20 protein-coding genes are annotated in these 22,917 nt (G+C 73.3%); 15 read left to right on the top strand and 5 right to left on the bottom strand.

The genetic code is table 11. The features are described 5' to 3' along the window. Positions 1-16 precede the first annotated feature (16 nt). Positions 17-1,303 carry a coenzyme F420-0:L-glutamate ligase gene (locus tag AB0K34_RS02485; protein WP_364544788.1) on the bottom strand — a complete coding sequence of 429 codons (1,287 nt, stop codon included), beginning with the start codon at positions 1,301-1,303 and terminating at the stop codon, positions 17-19. Then, complete coding sequence (cofD, locus tag AB0K34_RS02480) at positions 1,300-2,253, bottom strand: 2-phospho-L-lactate transferase (RefSeq protein WP_364544786.1); 954 nt, start codon at positions 2,251-2,253, stop codon at positions 1,300-1,302. The genes AB0K34_RS02485 and cofD overlap by 4 nt, the downstream gene beginning before the upstream one ends. Positions 2,254-2,413: 160 nt before the next feature. On the opposite strand from cofD, the gene AB0K34_RS02475 reads away from it, so the two are divergent. The 4 genes from AB0K34_RS02475 to AB0K34_RS02460 all read left to right on the top strand — a co-directional run bounded on the left by AB0K34_RS02475 (position 2,414) and on the right by AB0K34_RS02460 (position 8,775). Beyond that, positions 2,414-3,340 (top strand): hypothetical protein, encoded by a 927-nt coding sequence (locus AB0K34_RS02475; RefSeq protein ID WP_364544784.1) that lies wholly within the window; start codon positions 2,414-2,416, stop codon positions 3,338-3,340. A 300-nt stretch (positions 3,341-3,640) separates the two neighbouring features. Next, positions 3,641-3,856, top strand: coding sequence for a WhiB family transcriptional regulator (locus AB0K34_RS02470; protein ID WP_171064042.1), 216 nt, complete (start codon positions 3,641-3,643; stop codon positions 3,854-3,856). A gap of 162 nt (positions 3,857-4,018) precedes the next feature. Further along, on the top strand, positions 4,019-7,285 hold the full coding sequence (locus tag AB0K34_RS02465; protein ID WP_364544781.1) for a glycosyltransferase family 2 protein: 3,267 nt from the start codon (positions 4,019-4,021) through the stop codon (positions 7,283-7,285). A gap of 5 nt (positions 7,286-7,290) precedes the next feature. After that, positions 7,291-8,775, top strand: a complete 1,485-nt coding sequence (locus AB0K34_RS02460) for a DUF5719 family protein (protein WP_364544809.1) — start codon at positions 7,291-7,293, stop codon at positions 8,773-8,775. Between the two features lie 25 nt (positions 8,776-8,800). Here the strand turns inward: AB0K34_RS02460 and AB0K34_RS02455 are convergent, their stop codons facing one another. Then, on the bottom strand, positions 8,801-9,289 hold the full coding sequence (locus tag AB0K34_RS02455) for a metallopeptidase family protein (RefSeq protein ID WP_240808215.1): 489 nt from the start codon (positions 9,287-9,289) through the stop codon (positions 8,801-8,803). 199 nt (positions 9,290-9,488) lie between these two features. On the opposite strand from AB0K34_RS02455, the gene AB0K34_RS02450 reads away from it, so the two are divergent. The 7 genes from AB0K34_RS02450 (at position 9,489) to AB0K34_RS02420 (ending at position 16,431) form a co-directional block, all read left to right on the top strand. After that, entirely contained in the window at positions 9,489-9,866 is a 378-nt protein-coding gene (locus AB0K34_RS02450; RefSeq protein ID WP_089331018.1) for a DUF3499 domain-containing protein, read from the top strand. A gap of 152 nt (positions 9,867-10,018) precedes the next feature. Beyond that, positions 10,019-11,377 carry a phosphomannomutase/phosphoglucomutase gene (locus AB0K34_RS02445; RefSeq protein ID WP_138636622.1) on the top strand — a complete coding sequence of 453 codons (1,359 nt, stop codon included), beginning with the start codon at positions 10,019-10,021 and terminating at the stop codon, positions 11,375-11,377. Positions 11,378-11,416: 39 nt separating this feature from the next. Next, the gene (locus AB0K34_RS02440) at positions 11,417-11,599 is read left to right on the top strand and encodes a Trm112 family protein (protein WP_138636623.1); all 183 of its coding nucleotides are present in this window, start codon (positions 11,417-11,419) and stop codon (positions 11,597-11,599) included. 22 nt (positions 11,600-11,621) lie between these two features. Beyond that, entirely contained in the window at positions 11,622-12,776 is a 1,155-nt protein-coding gene (locus AB0K34_RS02435; protein WP_364544778.1) for an SIS domain-containing protein, read from the top strand. Beyond that, positions 12,777-13,742, top strand: a complete 966-nt coding sequence (locus AB0K34_RS02430; RefSeq protein WP_138636625.1) for a cation diffusion facilitator family transporter — start codon at positions 12,777-12,779, stop codon at positions 13,740-13,742. A 421-nt stretch (positions 13,743-14,163) separates the two neighbouring features. After that, entirely contained in the window at positions 14,164-15,723 is a 1,560-nt protein-coding gene (locus AB0K34_RS02425; protein ID WP_138636626.1) for a histidine kinase, read from the top strand. Between the two features lie 33 nt (positions 15,724-15,756). Continuing rightward, complete coding sequence (locus AB0K34_RS02420; RefSeq protein ID WP_138636627.1) at positions 15,757-16,431, top strand: response regulator transcription factor; 675 nt, start codon at positions 15,757-15,759, stop codon at positions 16,429-16,431. Positions 16,432-16,457: 26 nt separating this feature from the next. Here AB0K34_RS02420 and AB0K34_RS02415 read toward each other — a convergent pair whose 3' ends face one another. Continuing rightward, complete coding sequence (locus tag AB0K34_RS02415) at positions 16,458-16,811, bottom strand: MerR family transcriptional regulator (RefSeq protein ID WP_138636628.1); 354 nt, start codon at positions 16,809-16,811, stop codon at positions 16,458-16,460. A 168-nt stretch (positions 16,812-16,979) separates the two neighbouring features. Here AB0K34_RS02415 and ahcY (AB0K34_RS02410) point away from each other — a divergent pair, with 168 nt between their 5' ends. The 4 genes from ahcY (AB0K34_RS02410) to AB0K34_RS02395 all read left to right on the top strand — a co-directional run bounded on the left by ahcY (AB0K34_RS02410) (position 16,980) and on the right by AB0K34_RS02395 (position 21,488). After that, a complete protein-coding gene (ahcY, locus tag AB0K34_RS02410; RefSeq protein WP_138636629.1) occupies positions 16,980-18,410 on the top strand; it encodes an adenosylhomocysteinase in 1,431 nt (476 codons plus the stop codon). A 68-nt stretch (positions 18,411-18,478) separates the two neighbouring features. Next, positions 18,479-19,735, top strand: a complete 1,257-nt coding sequence (ahcY, locus tag AB0K34_RS02405; RefSeq protein WP_138636630.1) for an adenosylhomocysteinase — start codon at positions 18,479-18,481, stop codon at positions 19,733-19,735. Further along, on the top strand, positions 19,735-20,313 hold the full coding sequence (locus tag AB0K34_RS02400; RefSeq protein WP_138636631.1) for a hypothetical protein: 579 nt from the start codon (positions 19,735-19,737) through the stop codon (positions 20,311-20,313). The genes ahcY (AB0K34_RS02405) and AB0K34_RS02400 overlap by 1 nt, the downstream gene beginning before the upstream one ends. A gap of 101 nt (positions 20,314-20,414) precedes the next feature. Next, entirely contained in the window at positions 20,415-21,488 is a 1,074-nt protein-coding gene (locus AB0K34_RS02395) for a hypothetical protein (protein ID WP_364544773.1), read from the top strand. On the opposite strand, the gene AB0K34_RS02390 is transcribed toward AB0K34_RS02395, so the two are convergent. Continuing rightward, positions 21,485-22,897 (bottom strand): cellulase family glycosylhydrolase, encoded by a 1,413-nt coding sequence (locus tag AB0K34_RS02390; RefSeq protein WP_364544770.1) that lies wholly within the window; start codon positions 22,895-22,897, stop codon positions 21,485-21,487. The two genes, AB0K34_RS02395 and AB0K34_RS02390, sit on opposite strands and share 4 nt — an antisense overlap. Positions 22,898-22,917 lie beyond the last annotated feature (20 nt).

Genomic DNA, 22,917 nt, shown 5'->3' with positions numbered 1-22,917 from the left:
ACCTCGACGGCGCCGGCTACCGGACCTCGATGAACGCCTCGGCGCTGCGCGGCGGGCGCTCGCGCGGCGGCGCGGCGGCGTGCCCGACGCCGACCGCGCCCATCGGGTCCCACTCGTCGGGCAGGTCGAGGACGTCGCGGACGACGTCGCGGCAGAACATCGTGCTCGACACCCAGCACGAGCCGAGCCCCTCGACCGCCAGCGCGACCAGCAGGTTCTCCACCCCGGCGCCGGTCGCCACGACGAACATCTCGCGCTCGGCGCGCGACCGCCGCTCGTCCGGGTAGTCGTGCGAGCCGTCCATCACCAGGCACGGCACGATCAGGTACGGCGCCCGGCGCAGCACCTCGCCGCGGCGCAGCCGCTTGGTGATCGACTCCGCGGAGAAGCCGTCGCGGCGCAGGTCGGCCTCCCACGCGTCGCGCATCGCGTCCAGCAGCCGGGTCCGCGACTCCGCCGACTCCAGCAGGACGAACCGCCACGGCGTCGTGTGGTGCGGCGCCGGCGCGGTGATCGCGGCGTCGACCGCGCGGCGCACCGCCGCCGGGTCGACGGGCTGGGCGGTGAACTCGCGGATCGTGCGGCGCGCGCGCAGCACGTCCGCCGACCCGAACCTGAACATGTCCTCGTCGGGGGGACGCACGAGCGCCTGCGCGCCCGGCCCGTCCTCGGCCGTGACCAGCTCGGAGAGCCCCCGCACGACGGCGATCGGCACCCCGTCGAGCTTGCCCTTGACCAGTTCGCCCGCCGCGGCGATCTCGTCCGCCACGGCGGTGATCGTCGCGTCGAGCCGGTTGCCGTGGGAGTCGGTGCGGCCGCGCAGGTCGGCGAGCGGCTCCAGCCCGGCGACGCCGATGGCGGCGTCGGTGAGCCCGTTGCGCCACGGCCGCCCCAGCGTGTCGGACACGATCACGGCGACGTCGGCCCCGGTGCGCTCCCGCACCCCGGCCCGGATGCGCCGCGCCGACGCGTCCGGGTCCTCCGGGAGCAGCAGCACAGTGCCCGGCCGGGTGTTGGACGCGTCCACCCCGGCCGCGGCCAGCACGAGCCCTTGGCGCGTCTCCACGATCCGAGTCTCGCCTCGCGCGTGCGCGCGCCGCGCGACCACGCGCACCGTCTCGGCGTCGATGGCCTTCTCCCGGTCGTCGGCGAGCAGGACCCGCCCCTCCGCCTTGCTGACGATCTTGGACGTGATGACGAGCACGTCCCCGTCCTGCACCGTCCCCGCCGGGACCAGCGCGGCGATGTCGTCCCCTTCGGCGACCTCCGGCAGCCCCGGAACGCCGAAAACCTCAAGCCTCACTCGGCGTCCTCCGCCCGCTTCAACTCCATCGCCAGGTCGACCGCCGCCCGCGCGATCGCGGCCGTGGCCGCGGCGTCGCTCATCAGCAGCGGCCGGGACCGGACGTCGATGCCCTCGACCCGCACGTCCGCGTCGGCCTCGTCGACCAGCCAGCCGTCCAGCAGGCCCAGCCCGTACAGTTCCGCGACCGCCCGCGCCGACGTCTCGACGCCGATCGCCGTCAGGCACGCGTCGGCCATGCCCCGCACCGGCGCCCCGCCGATGATCGGGGAGACGCCGACCACGGTCTTCGATGCCACGGCGTCCCGGATGCCGGGCACCGCCAGGATCGTCCCGATGCTCACCACCGGGTTGGACGGCGGGAACAGCACCGCGTCGGCCGCCTCGATCGCCGCGAGCACGCCGGGCGCCGGCTTGGCGTCCTCCGCGCCCACCGCAGCGATCGACAGCGCCGGAACGGACGCCCGCAGCCGCACCCACCACTCCTGGAAGTGGACGGCCCGCCGGCCTTTCTCGTCCTCGATGACCACATGCGTCTCGACCTGGTCGTCGCTCATCGGAATCAGCCGGACGCCCGGATTCCACCGGTCGCACAGCGCCTCGGTGACCGCCGACAGCTTGTAGCCCGCTTCGAGCATTTGCGTCCGGACGATATGGGTCGCGAAATCGCGGTCGCCGAGCCCGAACCATCCCGGGCCGACGCCATAGGCGGCCAGTTCCTCCTTGACGGTGAACGTCTCGTCCGTCCGGCCCCAGCCCTGTTCCTCGTTGATGCCGCCGCCGAGCGTGTACATCACGGTGTCCAGGTCAGGACACACCCGCAGCCCGAACAGGGAGATGTCGTCCCCGGTATTGCCGATGACGGTGATCTCCGCCTCCGGAACCGCCTCCCGCAGGCCGCGCAGGAACCGGGCGCCGCCGATCCCGCCCGCCAGACACACGATCTTCATAATCCAACCCTACGGGGCGCCGTCCGCGCATGGAGATCTGCACCGAAGAGGCGCCGCGCGGATCGCGCGGTCCGCGACGCGGGGTGCGGGGTCGCCGCTCCGGACGAGACTGTGCAAAGCTTTGCCGTGTAATGGATTGCCTCAGTCTGGAGAATTCACCGTGAACAAGGAAGCCGTCCAGCGCCTGCGCGAACCGGCCGCCTGGGTACTGCTCGCCGCGGCGGGACTGCACTTGCTCGCGGGGCTGATCTCCCTTCTGGGCGGCGACGGCACGTTCACCGGCCGCGCGCTCGGCGAGACGCGGGGCGGCACGTTCCTGCAGATCGCCCTCGTCGGGATCCTCGTCCTCGCGGTGCTCCTGGTCACCTGGGGCGAGACCCCGACCCCGCAGGCCAGGACGATCACCATGGGGGCGCTCGGCGTCCTCGGCGGCATCGTCCTGTTCGGCGTCATCGCGTGGCTCAGCGGGATGCTCGCCGACTCGGAGTACACCTCGGCGGTGACGAAGCTGTCCGCGTTCCTGGAGGGCGCCGGCAAGCTCGCCGTCGTCGGAGCGGGCGGCTGGTTCGTCTTCACCGTCTTCCAGGGGATGCAGCCCGCGCGTCCGAAGGCCCAGCCGCAGATGCAGCCGGGCTACCCCGACTTCGGGTACCAGCAGGGCCAGCAGGGCCAGCAGGGCCAGCAGCAGTTCGGGCAGCCGCAGCAGTACGGCCAGCAGCAGGACTACCAGCAGCAGGGCTACGAGCAGCAGCAGTACGGGCAGCAGCAGTACCAGCAGTACGGGCAGCAGCAGCCGGGTGCCGAGGGCCAGCAGGCCGCTCAGCAGTACGGCCAGCAGCAGTACGGCCAGCCCCAGCAGTACGGCCAGCAGGACTACCAGCAGTACGGCGCCCAGGGCGGCTACCAGGCCGGCCAGCAGCAGCCCCAGAACCAGCAGCCCGCCGCCGACGAGGAGATGGGCGAGTGGACGCGCGCCTACGGCGGCTCCGGCGGCGACCAGGGCCCGCAGGGCACCCAGCCCGCGCCGCCTCAGGGCGAGCAGGGCGGCGACTGGTACCGGGACAACCGGCCCCCGCCGCCGCAGTGATCCGCCGCGGCGCCCGCGTGCGCCGACCCGGCGTCCAAGCGCGGCGGTGACCGCCCGATTAACTGATCTTCATCCAAAGGTCAGCGAGCCCATCCCGGCATAAGCCGTTTTGTCGCCCAGGAAAGCTCTCCGGCTTGACGGGGCAGTCGCTACACGCGTGTAATTTCGTCCGTGTAGTTTCAATGCCTTCTCGGGGGAAGGAACCGGAGGGAAGGCATTGACCAGGGGGTTCCACGGGCAGGGAGGTGCGCTGTGAGCGAGGTGGTCATCCCGCTGGCGCACGGCACAGACGGCGAAGAGATGGGCTGGCAGGAGCGCGCCCTGTGCGCGCAGACGGACCCGGAGGCGTTCTTTCCGGAGAAGGGCGGCTCCACTCGCGAGGCCAAGAAGGTGTGCCGGGCATGCGAGGTGCGTACGGAGTGCCTGGAGTACGCGCTGCAGCACGATGAACGTTTCGGCATCTGGGGAGGTCTCTCCGAGCGGGAGCGGCGCAAACTGAAGCGCCAGGCCGTCTAGCGGCGTCCAGGCCGCCCGCCGCCCGTCCCGGATCTCGGGGGAACCGGGGCGTGCGCCGAGCGGTCGCCGTACAGTTATCAGCCGTGCCGGCCCCGGCCGGCACGGCTGATGTCTTCCCGCACGCTTCACCACGACCCTGTCGTCCCACAGATCGAGCGATCATTGGCCCCCACTCTCGATCGCCACGTCGTCACGGCGGTCCTCGTCGTCCATGACGGCGCCCGGTGGCTTCCGGAGACCCTGAAGGCGCTGCTCACGCAGGCGCGGCCCGTGCAGCGCCTCGTGATCGTGGACACCGGCAGCCGGGACCGCGGGCCCGCCGTGCTCGCCGAGGTCGTCGGCGCGGGCACGGTCCTCACCCTGCCGCGCACCACCGGCTACGGGGAGGCGATCGCGGAGGCGCTGCGGCAGGACGCCGCGTCCGCGCCCGTCCCCGACGACGAGCCCGGCACGCCGCGCACCGAGTGGCTGTGGCTGCTGCACGACGACTCCGAGCCCGCCCACGACGCGCTCGCCCAGCTGCTGCGCACCGCCGGCGCCGACCCCAACGCGGCGGTGCTCGGCCCGAAGGTCCGCGACTGGGACGACCGGCGCGTCCTGCGCGAGCTGGGCGTCACCGTCGACGCCGCCGGGCGCCGCGAGCGCGGCCTCGACCGCGACGAGTTCGACCAGGGGCAGCACGACGGCGTCCGGGACGTCCTCGCCGTCGGCAGCGCCGGGATGCTGGTGCGCCGGGACGTGTGGGAGCGGCTCGGCGGCTTCGACGTCGAGTACGGCATCTTCCGCGAGGACCTCGACTTCTGCTGGCGGGCGCACGCCGCCGGGCACCGGGTCGTCACGGCCAGCGACGCCGTCGTCTACCACGCGGAGGCGGCCCGGCGCGGGCTCCGCGAGATCGGCATGACCGCCGAGCACCCGGCCCGCCGCGACCGCCGCAACGCGCTGTTCACGCTGCTCGCCAACCAGCCGTTCCCGGCGATGCTGCGGGCCCTCGCCCGCAACGTGTGGGCGTCCCTCGCGCACGCGCTGTTCCTGCTGGTCACCAAGCGGCCGGGTGCGGCCCGCGAGGAGCTGCGCGCGCTCGCCGACGTGCTGCGCGACCCCGGCCGGCTGCGGCGGGCCCGCGCCGCCCGCGCGGACGGCCGCGCCCGCGTGCACCGCACCGTGCGGCGCTTCCAGCCACGGTGGGTGGTGCTGCGCCGGGCCGTCGAGGCGGTCTCCGAGCACCTCGCCGCCCAGGAGCGGGCCCGCGAGCAGCGGGAGGAGGACGACGTCACGGTGGACGAGCCCGGCCCGATCCGCCGGTTCCTCGCCCGCCCCGGCGTGCTGCTCGTCCTCGCGCTGACCGCCGTCGCGGTCGCCGCCGAACGGTCCCTGCTGACCGCCGCCGGTCGGCTCGGCGGCGGCGCGCTCGTGCCCGCCTGGGGCGGCGCAAGCGACCTGTGGGAGCAGTACCTGACCGGCTGGCACCCGGTGGGGCTCGGCACGGACGCGGGCAGCCCGCCCTACGTCGGCGTCCTCGCGGCGCTGTCGACGGTGCTGTTCGGCAAGCCGTGGCTGGCGGTGTCGGTCCTGCTGCTGGGCAGCGTGCCGCTCGCCGGGCTCACCGCCTACCGCGCGTCCCGGCTGCTGATCACGGAGTCGCCGCTGACCGGGCGCCGGGCCCGCGCCGCCGGGCGCCGCGTCCCCGTCGCCGCCGTCCGCGCCTGGTTCGCGGCCGTGTACGCGCTGCTGCCCGCCGCGACCGGCGCCATCGCGGGCGGACGCCTCGGTACCGCCGTCGCCCTCGTGCTGCTCCCGCTGATCGGGCTGTACGCCGCCCGCCTCTACGGGGTGCCGCGTTCGGAGGCCGCCCGCTTCAACGCCGCCACCCGGCGCAAGCGCGCCGGACGGGCCGCCTGGACGGTGGCGCTGCTGCTGACCGTCGCGATGGCTTTCGTCCCGCTCGTCTGGCTTCTCGCCGTGCTGGCGGCCGTGATGGTGTACGCGCTGCTCGACCGGCCGGGCCCCCGGCAGGGCCGCCGCAACCTCGGGATCGCGCTCGGCGTGCCGCCGCTGCTGATGCTCCCGTGGACGGTCGGCCTGCTGCTGCACCCGTCCCGCTTCCTGACGGAGGCGGGCCTGCACCGCCGGTTCGAGCCCGCGACGGCGGCCGACCTGCTGACGCTCAACCCGGGAGGGCCGGGCACGCCCGCCCGGTGGGCGCTCGCGGGCCTGCTCGCGGTCGCCGTGCTCGCGCTGCCGCTGCGCAGCCGCCGGGGCAGCGTGCTCGCGGGCTGGCTGCTGGCGGTGTTCGGGCTGCTCCTCGCGGTGCTGATCAGCGCCATCACCGTCACCAAGGGCGCGGACGCGGCTCCGGTCTGGCCCGGCGTGGTGCTGATCTTCGCGGGGGCCGGGGTGCTGCTCGCCGCGACCGCCGCCGTCCAGCGCGCCACCGAGGTCCTCGCGGGCAAGGACGTGATCTACCGGATGGGCGGCGCCGTCGTGGTGCTCGCCGCGCTGAGCGCGCCCGTCCTGTCCGCCGCGCTGTGGGTGGTCGGCGGTGCGGGTGGGCCGCTCGGCAAGGTCGACCCCGACACCGTGCCCGTGTTCCTGCACGCGCCGGGCGGGCCGAGAACCCTCGTCCTGCACCGAGAGCCCACCGGACGGGTCTCCTACACGATTCTGCGGGACGAGCGTCCGAGACTGGGCGAAGCAGAGGTCCCGGTGGGCGGCGAAGCCCACGGACGCTTGAACGACCTGGTAGCTGGCCTGGCCGTGGGACGTGAGGGCGATGACGGGCCCGCACTGACCCGTATGGGCGTCCAGTACATCCTCGTGCCGCACCCACAGAAGGACCCGGTCACGAAGGTCCTGGACGCGTCACCGGAGCTGACCCGCCTCAGCCGCACTGAAACGTTCGCCGTGTGGCGGCTCCAGGCGGCGTCCGCCCGGATGATGCTTCTGCAAGGCTCCACCGTCACGCCCCTACCTGCGGGCCGGATCAACGCCCGTGTGCAGATCCCTCCGGGACAGGGCAAGCGCACCTTGCTGCTGGCCGAAGCCGGGGACGGCGGCTGGCGAGCCACCCTGAACGGCGAGGAGATCCTCGAATGGCACACGGTGGACGGCTGGGCGCGGGGCTATGACATCCCTCCGAGCGGAGGCGAGTTCAAGCTGACACGCTCGGACAAGATGCGGCACACCTGGGTCGTCATCCAGGGCGTCGCCGTCTTGGCCGTCCTCGTCCTGGCGCTGCCCGGCGCGCAGACCGACAATCTGACTTTCGGTGGCGACCGGCAAGGGCGCCACCACGGACGGCGCGCGCGCCGCCGTGGACGCCGCCGCGCAGGCCATGCCGCCCACGTCAAGCACGAGCAGTCCCCAGAGCCACCCCCAGAGCCACCCTCAGAGCCGGCCAAGGAGCCGAGCCCGGAGGAGGTGCCGTGACCCCCATGCGCAAGGCTCTGCTGGAGAAGGCCGTGCCGGAAAGGGCCGTGCTGGAGAGAACAGTGCGACTCCTCGGCATGCGCTACGCCACCGCCGCGCTGATGCTCGTCGCCGTCGCCGCCCTGTACGGGGCCGCGACCCTGTCGCGTCCGGGGGAGGCGTCCGAGAAGGGCCGCACGGTGCCCGTCGCCGACGCCGTGATGGTCTGCCCAGGGCACGAGGGCGGGCGCCTGGCCGTCCAGTCCCTCTCCCAGAGAGGCGGCGGGAGCGTGCAGATGGCGCCGTCCAAGGGCGGCTCCCCACTCGGGTCCATGTCGTCGCCAGGCCAGGGCTGGAACGGCGACACCAAGTCCAGCGGCGACGCTTACACCGTCCGCGGCACCGGTCCCATCGCCGCCGGGCTGGAGGCCGAGCAGACCACGTACTGGCCGGGCGGCCCCGACCGCGGCCTCGCCAGTGCCCGCTGCGCCGTCCCCGGCACCGACCTGTGGTTCCTGGGGCCCGGCCCCACAGCCGCCGACCAGCTCGACCTGTACCTGACCAACGTCGACGCGCAGCCCGCGTCCGTGAACCTCACCGCCCTGTCCGGCGAGGGGCCCCTCGACACCCCGGACGGACGCGCCACGCCCGTCGCGCCCTACACCACCCGGGTCGTGCGCATCGGCGGGTCGCCGGAGGGCCTCGGCGACATCGTGAAGACCGCCGCCGACCTCGCGCTGCGCGTGCAGACCACCAGCGGGCGCGTCGCCGCGTCGGTGCGCGCCCGGATCGGCGCGAAGCGCGGCATCGAGTGGCTGCCGCGGTCGGCCGAGCCCGCGACGTCCGTCCTCGTGCCCGGCGTGCCGGGCGGTGCCGGCAAGCGCCGCCTGCTGGTCTCCGTCCCCGGCGACGACGACGCCCGCATCAGGGTGCAGGTGATCACGCCGGGCGGCGCGTTCGCCCCGCAGGGCCAGGACGTGCTGGACGCCCCCGCCGAGACCGTGACGTCCGTCCCGCTCGACGGCGCGCTGTCGGGGAAGGCCGCCGCCGTCCGGCTCACCGCGGACCGGCCGATCCTCGCGGGCTTCGCCGCCGACCGCGGCGCCGACATCGCCTACGGCGCGGCGACGGCGCCGCTCGCCGCCGGCGGCCCCGGCGTCGTCGCCGACAACCGGTTCGACTCCTCGCTCGTCCTCACCGCGCCGTTCGGGGCGGCGACCATCGAGGTCACGACCGTCAACGCGGCCGGGCGGAGCCGCCCGCAGGAGATCAGCCTCCAGGCTGGGCGGACGGTCGAGGCGAAGCTGACCGCGCCGGGCGAGGCCGACGCCGCGACCGCCTACAGCGCGTTGATCGTCCCGAAACCGGGGTCGGGGCCCGTCTACGCGTCCCGCGTGCTCGCCACCGGCAAGGGCGACGGCTACCTGTTCACCGTCCTGCCGATCACCCCGGCCCGGACGACGATCCACCTGCCCGACACCGCCGACTCCCAGACCGCGCTGACCCCCTAGCCGCGCGAGCCGAGCCGCGTGGGCCTCAGTCGTCGGGGGAGTCGTAGCTCGGGTCGACGGACTCGGGGGAGAGGCCGAGGAGTTCGGCGACCTCCTCGACCAGCAGGTCGCGGATCAGCCGGGACTGCTCCGCCTCACCGGAGGCGCGGGCCTCGACGGGCCGGCGGAACACCACGATGCTCACCGCCGGCTCCCCGGCGGGGACCGCGGAGGCGGGCGGCCGAGCGGAGCTCATCGGCGGGACGGCGGTGGGCGGTGACCGGAGGACGGTCTGGCCGAGCGGGACGGGTCCGTCGAAGCCGGGTTCGACGATCGGCACGTCGTCGACCGCGAACTCCACCTCGGCCAGTTCCGGACCCCAGCGCTGGACGAGCCGGCGCACCTCGTCGTCGACGAGGTCGTCGAACCGCTCGGCGCGGGTCCGCGAGACCGGCGCCTGCGGGGGCGTCAGAGGACCACGGATGCCGCGACCGTGACGGTCGCGACGCCGTGCGCCTGCCACACGGGGTCGCACGCGTCCAGACTACCTCCGCCGTCGCCGGTGACCCGCGGGGAGCCGCCGGGAACCGGGTGCGCGCGGCTTGCCAGATGTCGCACGGTGAGAGTTCGTCTCCGTACGGAATGTAGTTCTTACCCCGGAAATCGCCCGGTAACGGCGACACGTGCGCCGGGGTGGTGGCGGAGCCGCTGGGAGGGGGGTACGGTCAGCCATCGTGAGCCCCGTCCGCACCTGCTCCCGCACCGCCTGCAAGGCGCCTGCAGTGTTCACGCTCACGTACGTCTACCGCGACTCCACCGCGGTCCTGGGGCCGCTCGCCACGTACGCAGAGCCACACTGCTACGACCTGTGCGCCGAGCATTCCGAGCGGCTCACCGCCCCGATGGGGTGGGAACTCGTGCGGCTCCCCGTCGAGGAGGAGACCGAGCCCAGCGCGGACGACCTGGAGGCCCTCGCCGACGCCGTCCGGGAGGCCGCCAAGCCCGCGCCCGGCCCCGGCCAGGAGCCGGTCGGCCAGGGCACGGAGGTCGGCCGCCGCGGCCACCTGCGCGTGCTGCGCTCCGAGCCCGCGGGCACCCAGGGCCAGGAGTAGCCCCGGCCCCGTCCTCCCCGCGGCCCCGCCCTGCCCGCGGCCATGTCGCGGCCGGTCGCCGTCTCGCGTCCCGGTAGGCTCGTGAACCCGGTTTCCCGGGGCACAGGGTCTCTTGGCACATTCGGGCAGCGTTTCTCGACCAGGGAGCAGGAGTGGGCGACCTCGGCAAGATCTTCAAGGCGTACGACATCCGGGGCGTCGTCCCGGACGAGCTCGACCCCGCGATCGCCGAGGCGGCCGGGGCGGCGTTCGTGCGGGTCACCGGGGCGAGCGCGGTGGTCACCGCGCACGACATGCGCGAGTCGTCGGTCCCGCTGGCGGAGGCGTTCGCGCGCGGCGCCACGTCCCAGGGCGCGGACGTGATCGAGGCCGGGCTCGGCTCCACCGACCTGCTCTACTACGCCAGCGGCAGCCTCGACCTGCCCGGCGCCATGTTCACCGCGAGCCACAACCCGGCCCGGTACAACGGGCTGAAGCTCTGCCGCTCCGGCGCCCGCCCGGTCGGCCGCGACACCGGCCTCGCCGAGATCCGCGAGATGATCGAGAACGGCGTCCCCGCCTACGACGGCAAGCCGGGCACGGTGCAGCGGCGGGACGTCCTGAAGGGCTACGCCGAGCACCTGAAGACGCTCGTCGACCTGTCGTCGATCCGGCCGCTGAAGGTCGTCGTTGACGCGGGCAACGGCATGGGCGGGCACACCGTCCCGTCGGTGTTCGAGGGCCTGCCGATCGACCTGGTCCCGATGTACTTCGAGCTGGACGGCACCTTCCCCAACCACGAGGCCAACCCGATCGAGCCGGAGAACCTGCGCGACCTGCAGGCCAAGGTCCGCGAGACCGGCGCCGACATCGGGCTCGCCTTCGACGGCGACGCCGACCGCTGCTTCGTGGTGGACGAGCGCGGCGAGATCGTCGCCCCGTCCGCGATCACCGCGCTGGTCGCGACCCGGGAGCTGGCGAAGCACCCGGGGTCCTCGATCGTGCACAACCTGATCACCTCCAAGGCCGTCCCGGAGATCGTCGCCGAGCACGGCGGGACGCCGGTCCGCACCCGCGTCGGGCACTCGTTCATCAAGCAGACGATGGCCGAGACGGGCGCGGTGTTCGGCGGCGAGCACTCGGCGCACTTCTACTTCCGCGACTTCTGGTTCGCCGACTCCGGCATGCTGGCGGCCCTGCACGTCCTCGCCGCCCTCGGCGAGCAGGACGGGCCGCTGTCGGAACTGCTCGGCGAGTACACCCGCTACGTCGCGTCCGGCGAGATCAACAGCGAGGTCGCCGACCAGGACGCCGCCGCGGCGAAGGTCAAGGACGCCTTCGCCGGCCGCCCCGGCGTCGCGATCGACGAACTGGACGGGCTCACCGTGGCCGACGAGTCCGCCGGCTGGTGGTTCAACCTGCGGCCGTCCAACACCGAGCCGCTGCTGCGCCTGAACGCGGAGGCCGGCGACGAGGCGACCATGGCGGCGATCCGCGACGAGGTCCTGGCGCTGGTCAGGGACGAGAAGTGACGACCGGGCCCACCGACTGTAGGGAGAAGTGACGCTGCCATGACGATGAAGCTGGACTCCTGGCTCCTGGAGATCCTCGCCTGCCCGAACTGCGGCGGCGACCTGCGCGCCGACGAGGGCGCCGACGAGCTGGTCTGCACCGGTTCGTGCGGCTACGCCTACCCGGTGCGCGACGACATCCCCGTCCTGCTGGTCGACGAGGCCAGGACCCCCGCCCCGTGAGCCTCCGGGCGGTGGCGCGGCGATGAGCGCGGCGCTCGACCCTTCCCGGCTGGAGGACGCCGAGGCGGTCGAGGCCGCCGACCCGGGCGGGATGCTGCGGCAGGTCGCCTCGTCGGCGGCGCAGGTGCGGGAGGCGCAGCGGGCGGCGGCCGAGGCGGGCGTCGCGGCGCTGGCCGAGGACGGCCGGCCGCGCGCGGTCGTGGTCGCCGGGGTCGGCGGGTCCGGCATCGCGGGCGACGTGCTCGCGGCGGTGTGCGGCGCGGGTTGCGCGGTCCCGGTGTTCACGGTCCGGGGCCACCGGCTGCCCGGCTGGGTCGGCGCGGCCGACCTCGTCATCGCGGTGTCGTGCTCCGGGACCACGGCGGAGACCCTGGACGTCGCCGCTGAGGCGGCCCGGCGGGGCTGCAGGCTGATGTTCGTCGGCGCCCCGGAGTCGCCGCTCGCCGACCTCGCCGACCGGAGCCGCGCGCTGTTCGTTCCTGTGCGGTCTGTGGGGCAGCCGCGTTCCACACTGTGGGGCTTGACGGTCCCCCTGGTCGTCGCCGCGCGCACACTGCGGCTCGTGGACGTCCCCGACGCGGTGCTGGAGTCGACGGCGACGCTGCTGGAGGACGTGGCCCACCGGTGCCGTCCGTCCAGCGAGCCGTTCGTGAACCCGGCGAAGCGGATCGCGCTCGACCTCGCGGGCGACGTGCCGCTGGTGTGGGGGACGTCCCCGATCGCGGCGACGGCGGCGTACCGCACGGCCTGCCAGCTCAACGAGAACGCCAAGTACCCGGCGGTGTCCGGCGAGATGCCGGAGGCCGGCCACAACCAGGTGGCGGCCTTCGACGGCTTCTTCGCACGCGGCGGCTCCCCGGCCGACTCCGGCGCGTCCGACGACGACCATTTCTTCCGCGACCGCGCCGAAGACCCCGAGCACGGCCTGCACCTCCTCGTCCTGCGGGACGTGGACGAGCATCCCCGGGTGCGCGCGCGGGCCGAGGCGGCCGCCGCGCTGGCCCGCGACCGGGGCGTGGTGGTCACCGAGATCCGCGCCGAGGGCGAGCATCCGCTGGAGAGAATCGCGTCACTCATCGCGTCAGCGGACTATGTCACGGTTTACTTGGCTATCGCGCTGGGCGTGGATCCGACGCCGGTGCCTGCCATTGATGAGCTCAAAGCGAGGATTACCTAGATGAGTGCTGAGGGTGGAACAAAGGCCATCGTCGCCGCGCTGGCCGCCAACCTCGGGATCGCGGCGTCCAAGGCCGTCGCGTTCGCGTTCACCGGTTCGTCGTCGATGCTGGCGGAGTCGATCCACTCGGTGGCCGACTCGGGCAACCAGGGTCTGCTGCTCCTCGGCCGCAAGCGGTCCGAGCGCGACCGGACGCCCGAGCACCCCTTCGGCTACGGCCGCGAACGCTACTTCTACGCGTTCGTCGTCGCGGTCGTCCTGTTCACGGTCGGCTCGGCGTTCTCGCTGTACGAGGGCTACCACAAGATCTCCCACCCCGAGGACGTCAAGGCCCCGGCCTGGGCGTTCGGGGTGCTGATCATCGCGATCATCCTGGAGGCGTTCTCCTTCCGCACCGCGATCAAGGAGTCGAACCAGGTCCGCGGCGGCCAGTCCTGGTGGTCGTTCATCCGCCGCGCGAAGGCCCCCGAACTCCCGGTCGTCCTGCTGGAGGACCTCGCCGCCCTCGTCGGCCTGTTCCTCGCGCTGTTCGGCGTCACGATGGCCGTGGTCACCGAGGACGGCGTGTGGGACGGCGTCGGCACCGTCGCGATCGGCGTGCTGCTCGGCGCGGTCGCCACGATCCTCGCGATCGAGACCAAGAGCCTGCTGATCGGCGAGGGCGTCGACCCCGACACCGAGCGGCAGATCGTCGCGGCGCTGGAGTCGGTGGAGGAGGTCGCCCGCCTGATCCACATCCGCACCGAGTACCTCGGCCCGGACGCGCTGCTGATCGCCGCGAAGATCGCCGTGCACCACGACGACACGGCGGCGGAGGTGGCGCGGGGCATCGACGCGGCCGAGGCCAAGATCCGGGCGCAGTTCCCGGTGGCGAAGCTGATCTACCTGGAGCCCGCGCTGGACGAGGCGTCCCGTACCGGGGTGCCGGACGCGGAGGCGGCTCCGGAGGCGCCCGCGTCGTCCTGACGTCCGTGGGCGTCCATAGGGCGCCCCACGCGTTCATCGCGGGCTTTCCATCACGGGCCTTCATGATGGGCAAGGGACCCCTCGCCGGGCGGCCGCCGCACTGCCGGCCGTACCCCAGCCCAGGCGAGACCGGCGGACGCCTCCGCGAAAGCGGATCGCGGCCGTCCGGCGAGGTGCTTCCCTTGCCTCCCCGCCCGGACCCCTGAAACCGGGCGGTTCTGGTGTGACCGCGGCGGCCCCGCCGAACCCCCTACGTCGGCGATGCCACCGTCGCGGTCACGGTTAAGACATTACGTTCGCGGGCCGTGCCGGGACGTCCCCCTCAAGGAGGGAACCCGCGTGGTACTCCAGGTGGAGCCCTCTCCTCCCTATACATCCGCTCGGTGAGGTGGCCACCCCCCGCAGCGGTCAGTATGGAGGGGTGACCTCCGATGACAAGGCCCGGACCGGACCCGACCCCGCGGGGTTCGGCCCAGCCGTCGCGCACCACGCGTGGCGGCTGTCCGGCCGGATCGTGGCGGGCGTCGGCCAACTGCTCCTGTGGATCCTCACCGGGATCGGCACCCTGCTGCGGCCGCTCGCGGCGCGGCTCGGCGCGCGGCTGAACGGCGGCGCCGCACCCGCCCCCGGCGCGCCGGGCGCGCCCGCCGGTGCGACGGCGCCGCTGCCCCGCTGGATCAACGCCTGGCGGGAGGTCGCGGGCTCCTGGTACTTCGCCCCGCTGACCGGGCTCGCGCTGACGATCGCGGCGCTGGCCGAGCTGGCGCCCCAGGTCGACTCGCCGCTCAGCCTCGCCGGCGGGTTCGCCGTCGCGGCGACGCTGCCCCTCGTGTGGCGCCGGGAAAACCTGCGCCCGGTCGCCGCCGTCGTGCTCAGCGCGGTCGCGGCGAGCCTCCTCACCGGCCAGATCCTGCTCATCACCACCGGCTTCGCCGCCCTCTACACGCTGTACGCGCTGGGCCGGCAGCTGCCCCGCCAGTCGACCGGCGTCCTCGCGCTCGGCAGCGTCGCCACGGTCGCCGTCGTCTACCTCGCCACCGGCACGCTCGACGACGTCCCGTGGCCCGCGACGGTCGTGGCCGTCCTCGCCGCCATCGGGCTCGGCGACGCGCGGCGGGTCGTGGAGTCCGCCGGGCGGACGGAGGCCGCCGCCGCCGAGCGCAACAACGAGACCCTCACCCGGCTCACCGCCGTGCAGCGGGAGCAGGCCGTCATGCGGGAGCGCGCCCGCATCGCGCGCGAGCTGCACGACGTCGTCGCGCACTCCGTCTCCATGATCGCCGTGCAGGCGGAGACGGCCCCGTACACGATGGACGACCTGTCGCCCGAGGCCCGCGCCGGCTACACCGAGATCGCCAAGACGGCCCGCGAGGCGCTGGTGGAGATGCGGCGGCTGCTCAGCGTGCTGCGCGCCGACGCCAAGCCCGAACCGGACGCGGCGAACTCACCGCAGCCGCGGCTGGACCGGCTGCCCGACCTGATCGAGCAGCACCGCGGTGCCGGCGGCCGGGTCGACCTCGCCGTGCACGGCGACGCGCGGACCCTGTCAACCACGGTCGAGCTGTCGGCGTACCGGATCGTCCAGGAGGCGCTGACCAACGCGCGGCGGCACGCTCCCGGCGCGGGCGTGCACGTCGACCTGATGTTCCTCGCCGACCGGCTCGCGGTTCGCGTCCGCGACGACGGCGCGTCCGCGCCGACGCAGGTACTGAACCGGGACGCCGTCAATCCCCGTACCGCCGTATTGGACCCCGCGGGCCCGACCTCCGTGGACGGACGCACCGGACCGCCGCCGCCGGAGTCCGGTGGCGGACACGGGCTCGTCGGGATGCGGGAACGTGCGACCATGCTGGGCGGACGGTTCTCCGCCGGGCCGGCCGCCGAGGGCGGGTTCCTGGTGGAGGCCGAGCTTCCGCTGACGAGGGAGGGGAATTCCACCCGTGGACACGGCTCGCAGGCGCCCCCCGGCCACCACCCCTGACGCGCCCGCCGCACGTCCCGAGGGGCGGCGGCCGTGATCAACGTGCTGATCGTCGACGACCAGACGATCGTCCGGGCCGGGTTCGCCGCCCTGCTCGCCGCGCAGGACGACATCACCGTCATCGGCGAGGCGGGCGACGGCCGCGAGGCGGTCCGGATCGCCGAGCGCATCCGTCCCGACGTCGTCGTCATGGACATCCGGATGCCCGGCATGGACGGCATCGAGGCGACCCGCCGCATCCTCGCCCTGCCGGGCGCCGAGAGCGTCCGGGTGCTGGTCCTGACGACGTTCGACGTGGACGAGTACGTCTACGACGCGCTCGCCGTCGGCGCCAGCGGCTTCCTGCTGAAGGACGCGACCGCCGACGAGCTGGTCTCCGCCGTCCGGGTGGTGGCGCGCGGCGACTCGCTGCTGGCGCCGCAGGTGACCGGGCGCCTCATCCGCGAGTTCACCAAGCAGCGCCGCAACCGCCCGCAGGCCCCGGCGGCCCTGGAGACGCTGACCGCGCGGGAGACCGAGGTGCTGGTGCTGATCGCGGGCGGCCTGTCGAACGGGGAGATCGCGCAGCGCCTCGTCGTCAGCGAGCACACGGTGAAGACGCACGTGGCGCGCGTCTTCACCAAGCTGGGCCTGCGCGACCGCGCGCAGGCCGTGATGCTCGCCTACGAGTCCGGCGTGGTGGTGCCGGGGGAGAACGCCCCGAACTAGCCGCGGTAGGACGGGGGTGGGAGCGGTCAGCGCCGGCGCAGCAGGCGCATCGCCTTCTCCTTCTCGAAGTCGAGCGCGCGGGTCGGCGGGGCGGAGAGCCGTCCGATCCGCTCGCCCAGTTCCCGGACGTGCGCCTGCACCTGCGGCTCGGCCAGGACGCGCAGCCCGAACGCCAGCTCCGCCGGGCCGATGTCGTAGCGCTTCTCCAGCGCGAGGGCGAGCGCCACGGCGCGCAGCTCGGCCTCGCCGAACCGCCGGTGGCCGCCGCCGCGCCGGGCCGCCGACGCCTCCCGGGTGGCGGGCAGCAGCCCGAGGGCCTCCCGGTAGCGGAGCATGCGGGGCGAGGTGCCGAGCCGCCGGGCGGCCTCCGTGATGCGCATGGGCCGATTCTGACAAATCCGTGTCAGAAAGTCGCGTCCGGCCGTGCCTTCCGGCGCCGCCCGCCCGTAGACTCGCGGCGTTGACCGGGTCCCACGGGCCCGTCAAGCCCTCGCGTACCGGCCCGCACACGCGGACGGCGCCGCCATCACCAAGGGAGCAACGAAAGCATGGACTACAAGGTCGCCGACCTGTCGCTGGCCGACTTCGGGCGCCGGGAGATCCGGCTCGCCGAGCACGAGATGCCGGGCCTGATGGCGGTGCGCGAGGAGTACTCCGCCGCCAAGCCGCTGCGCGGCGCGAAGATCATGGGCTCGCTGCACATGACGATCCAGACGGCCGTGCTGATCGAGACGCTGGTGGAGCTCGGCGCCGACGTCCGCTGGGTGTCCTGCAACATCTTCTCCACCCAGGACCACGCCGCCGCCGCGATCGTCGTCGGCAAGGACGGCACCGCCGAGGACCCGAAGGGCGTCCCGGTGTTCGCCTGGAAGGGCGAGACGCTCGAAGAGTACTGGTGGTGCACCGACCAGGCCCTGCGGTGGCCGGACGGCACCGGCCCGAACATGATCCTGGACGACGGCGGCGACGCGACCCTCCTCGTCCACAAGGGCGCCGAGTACGAGAAGGCGGGCGCCGTGCCGGCCGCGACCGAGGACGACCCCGAGGAGTGGGGCATCATCCTCGACACCCTGCGCCGCACCATCGCCGAGAAGCCCGGCCGCTGGACCGAGACCGCCGCCGGCATCAAGGGCGTCACCGAGGAGACCACCACCGGCGTCCACCGCCTCTACGAGATGGCGAAGGCCGGCACGCTCGCGTTCCCGGCGATCAACGTCAACGACTCGGTCACCAAGTCGAAGTTCGACAACAAGTACGGCTGCCGCCACTCGGTCATCGACGGCCTGAACCGCGCCACCGACGTGCTGATCGGCGGCAAGGTCGCCGTGGTCTGCGGCTACGGCGACGTGGGCAAGGGCTGCGCGGAGGCCCTGAAGGGCCAGGGCGCCCGCGTCATCGTCACCGAGATCGACCCGATCTGCGCGCTGCAGGCCGCGATGGACGGCTTCCAGGTCTCCGTCCTGGACGACGTCGTCGACCAGGCCGACATCTTCGTGACGACCACCGGCAACTTCAACATCATCACGGCCGCCCACATGGCCCGGATGAAGCACCAGGCGATCGTCTCCAACATCGGCCACTTCGACAACGAGATCGACATGGCCGGCCTCGCCAAGACCGAGGGCATCGAGAAGATCGAGATCAAGCCGCAGGTGCACGAGTGGCGCTTCCCCGACGGCCACTCGATCATCGTCCTCGCCGAGGGCCGGCTGATGAACCTCGGCTGCGCCACCGGCCACCCGTCGTTCGTGATGTCCAACTCCTTCACGAACCAGGTCATCGCGCAGATCGAGCTGTTCACCAAGACCGACGAGTACCCGATCGGCGTGTACGTCCTGCCGAAGCACCTGGACGAGAAGGTCGCCCGCCTCCACCTCGACGCCCTCGGCGTCAAGCTCACCACCCTCACCAAGGAGCAGGCCGCCTACATCGGCGTCCACGTGGAGGGCCCGTACAAGCCCGACCACTACCGGTACTGAGCCGATAGGGAAATATGACTGCCGGGCGGGGATCTTCCCCGCCCGGCGGCCGTGTCTGCGGGGAGTTCATGAGCGATATCGCGGATGGTTCGCTGGCCTATGAAGGGGTCAAGCGGATCGGGTGGGCCGAGCGGAGCATGCCCGTGCTGCGGCAGATCCGGGAGCGGTTCGCCGAGGAGCGGCCGCTGGAGGGGTTCAAGGTCGCGGCGTGCATGCACGTGACGACCGAGACCGCCGGGCTCATCCGCACGCTCCAGGCGGGCGGGGCGAGTGTTGCGTTGGCGGCGTCCAATCCGCTCTCTACGCAGGACGACACGGCGGCGGCGCTCGTCCACGAGTACGGGGTGGAGGTCTTCGCGCGCGCGGGGACCGACCGTGAGGGGTACTACGCCCACATCCACCAGGCGCTGGAGACCGGGCCTGACTTCGTGCTGGACGACGGCTGCGATCTCGTCAACACGCTGCACATCGACCGCACGGACCTGCTCGGCGCGGTGAAGGCGGGGTGTGAGCAGACGACGACCGGTGTCATCAGGCTGCACCAGATGGCGCGTGAGGGCGCGCTGAAGTTCCCCATGGTCGCGGTCAACGACACCGACACCAAGCACATGTTCGACAACCGCTATGGAACGGGCCAGTCCACGCTGGACGGGATCGTGCGCGCGACGAACACGCTGCTGGCCGGCAAGACCGTCGTCATCGCGGGCTTCGGGTACTGCGGGCGCGGCCTGGCCGAGCGTGCCCGGGGCCTGGGCGCGCGTGTGGTCGTCACCGAGATCGACCCCGTCAAGGCGCTGGACGCGGCGTTGCAGGGTTTCGCCGTCCAGCCCATGGCGCAGGCCGCGCCGGACGGCGACGTCTTCATCACCGTCACCGGGAACCGTGACGTCGTGAACGGCGACCACCTCGCGGTCATGAAGGACGGCGCCATCCTCGCGAACTCCGGGCACTTCGACGTCGAGATCGACGTGCGGGCGCTGAGCGAGATGGCGGTCGAGGTGCACCGCGGGATCCGGCCGCAGACGGACGAGTACGTGCTGGCGGACGGCCGGCGTCTCGTCCTGCTCGCCGAGGGCCGCTTGGTGAACCTGGCCGCCGCCGAGGGGCATCCGGCGGCCGTGATGGACATGTCGTTCGCCGACCAGGCGCTCACGTGCGCGTGGCTGGCGGAGTCCCACGCGACGCTGGCCCCGGCCGTCCACGAGGTGCCGAAGGAGATCGACACGGAGGTCGCCCGGCTCAAGCTCGCGTCGATGTCGATCTCCATCGACCTGCTGACCCCGGACCAGGAGGACTACCTGCACTCCTGGCGCATCGGCTCCTGATGCCCGCCGGGACGTACCTGCACCTCGACGGGGGGCTCGCGGAGCGCTTCCAGTGCGCGCCGGGCCCCGGCGGGTGGCGCTACACGTCCCGGCGGGACGACGGCGTCCGCGTCGACCTGGTCGTGGACGCGCGGTGGCGGCAGATCCGCGTCGAGTTCGTCACGCCCGGCTGGTGGCTGCGCGGCGGGCTGACCGGGCCCGAGCTGGCGTGGGTGCGCGCGGCCGGCGCGGAGGGCGCCGAGCACGCCGAGCGCGCGGCCGGGTTCATCTCCGACTCGCCGGGCTTCCTGGTCGCGGTCGCCCGCTCGCTGGACCTGGACGACGGCGGGCGGGCCGACGTGCCGCTCGTCCGGGTGAGCGGGCCGTCCCTCGCGGCGCTGACCGGGAGGTGGCGTTGGCACCGGGCCGGGACGACCGCGCACGAGACCGACACCGGGCCGCTGCCCGTCTCGGAGTACGAGATCACCGACCTGGCCACGGGCGAGGTCGAGACCGTCCACCTGGCCGGGGACGTCGTCCTCGCCGCGCCGGGTGTGGAGCTGGCGGACCTGGAGTCCCCGCCCAACCTCCTCGCGTGACCCGGCCGGGTTGCGTCGCACCGGGTGGCCGGGCGGGCCCGCGCGTTGCGATATCTTCCTAGCCCGTCCATCAAGATCGTGTTTTTGGAGGAGTGCCGGACATGCACGGACAGGCGCCGGAAGGCCCGGGGCAGCAGCCGCCGACCCCGCCGCCCGTCCCGCCCGGTCAGCCGCCCATGCCGCCCGTCCCGCAGGGGCAGCCGCCGTTCCCGCCGCCGGGGCAGCAGTTCCCGCCGCCGGGGCAGCAGTTCCCGCCGCCGGGGCAGCAGTTCCCGCCGCCGGGGCAGCAGTTCCCGCCGCCGGGGCAGCCGTTCGCGGGGCCGCCCGCCAAGAAGCCGTCGCCGCTCGTGTGGGTGGGCGTCGCCGCCGCGGCCGTCCTCATCGTGGGCTGCCTCGGCTTCATGCTCGTCAAGGGCACCGGGGCGCCGAGCGGCCCGGTGAAGGCGGGCGACTGCGTGGACACCGGGTTCGGGGCGGACGACGGGAACCGCATCCCGGCGAGCCTGCGGGTGCGGTGCGAGGGCTCGGACGCCAAGGCGAAGGTCCTCAAGGTCACCGACGAGGGCAAGGCGACCGGCCTGCGCGTCACCTCGCGGTCCGAGCCGGACTGCCCGGCCGGGACGGACGGCGTCACCAACGTCCGCGGCGAGAAGACCGACGAGAACTACTTCGAGGCGTGCGTCCGCAACGTCAAGGGCCCGCACCCCGGCGACCCCGGCGCGGGCGGCGCGTTCCTGTCCGTCGGCGACTGCGTGAGCAGCGGCTCGATCGGCTTCGGCAAGGAGCAGGCGTGCGCGAAGCCGGGCTGGTACGGCAAGATCATCGCGCGGGTCGACGCGGAGAGGTCGTGCCCGGCGCAGACGCTCGAAGTGATGAAGATGCGGTCGTTCAGCGGCTCCCTCGCCAAGCCGGTGCTGTGCCTCGGCCCCGGCGGCGGCGTGCTGTCCCCCGGCGAGTGCATCGGCGACCCCTCCTTCAAGGTCGGTGACCTGGACAAGGCCGACTGCGGGTCCAGCCAGGCCGTCGCCAAGGTCGTCGGACGCGTCGCGACGCAGCAGGAGTGCCCCGCCGAGGCGACGCACTTCATGACCAGTGAGGGCGCCTACCGTCCGGTGCTCTGCCTGAAGAAGATGCGCCCGACCCTGACCGAGAAGCTTCGTTCCCTCCCGGGCTAGGGCCGCACGGTGACGGTGTGGGACGGCGTACCAGGGTCGGCCCACACCGAGAGGACGCGGCGGGCGGGGTCCCACTGCGTCCGCCATGTTCCGTCAGGGTCGGACGAGGTGACCTTGGGAGCGGCCGGGAACCAGATCTCCGTTGGCCCGGTAACGCCGGCCTTGTTGCGCCAGGTGACGGTGAGCGCGTCCGAGGTCTGGGAGATGCCGGTCAGGGTGCCCGCGACGGCGCGCGGGTAGGGGCGGGCGAGGAGCTTGGAGAAGAGCGTCGGCGCCCCCTTGCCGTCGATGACGCCGGACGAGCCCGGGTCGTTCGACCAGTACGCCCAGCCGATGCCGAGGTCGTCCGCCATGGAGAGCCAGTCGCCGGTGAAGGCGGCCGCGCCCGGGGCGTCCTGGCCCATGCCGCCGACCTCGCCGAGCCACATCGGGGTGCCGAGGCGGCGCGCGGCGGCGGGCATGTTCCGCTTCCAGAGCGCGAACTGCGCCTGCACGAGCATCTTCGCCAGTCCGTCGTAGGAACCGCCGAGGTCGACCCCGCCGGGATAGAAGTGCGGCGCCAGGACGATTCGCGGGCCGCCCGCCCTGGGGTCGCGGATGGTGCCGAGTGACGTCTCCGCCCCCTCGTTGGGGCCGAGGGCCTGCGGCTCCACGAACACCCAGTTGTCGCCGTCCACCTCACGGATCGCGTTGACGATGCCCTGGTAGAAGGGCGTCAGGATGGGGCCTTCGAAGAAGCCGAACTGCCTCGTCCCGCCGAACGGCTCGTTCATGAGGTCGTAGCCCAGGACGGCGGGGTCGTCCGCGAAGCGCTGTGCGACGTGCTTCCACATCGCGGTGTAGCGCTGCATCAGTTCGGGATGCTTGCCGGTGTTGTTCCAGAAGTTGTCGTAGGCGCGCAGGACGGCCGGTTGCAGGTACGTCAGTACCCAGGGGTCCTGCGGGGTGCAGGGCAGGCCGTCGGTGTAGGTGGCCCAGGCCGGGGCGCCGTTCCCCGAGCCCTTGCAGGCGGCGGGGCCGTAAATGTCCTGGTGCATGTCGAGGATGACGTGCATGCCCTGCTCGCGGTACCAGGCCACGCGTTCGGCGACGTCGTCCAGGTACGCGTCGTCGTACCGGCCGGGCTCGGGTTCGACGTTCTTCCACTGGATCAGGTAGCGGACGGAGTTCGTCCCGAGGTCGCGCGCTTCGCGGGCGATGTCGTCCCGGGTCACCCAGGGCAGCCCGTTCGGGCCCTTGGCGCTGCTCGCCGTGTTGAGCCCGTGCAGGACCAGCGTCCGGCCCTGGTCGTCGGTGATGGCGGGGAGCGGTGCCGTGTCCGCGCGCGCTGGGGCCGCCGTGAAGACGGCGGGGGTCAGCGTGAGGACGGACGCCAGGGCGATCCGGCCGAGGGCAGTACGGACGCGCATCCCGCCTCCTAAAACACGAA

Source organism: Actinomadura sp. NPDC049382, assembly GCF_040677125.1.
Lineage (GTDB): Bacteria > Actinomycetota > Actinomycetes > Streptosporangiales > Streptosporangiaceae > Spirillospora > Spirillospora geliboluensis.
This window is presented reverse-complemented; position numbering and strand designations above follow the sequence as displayed.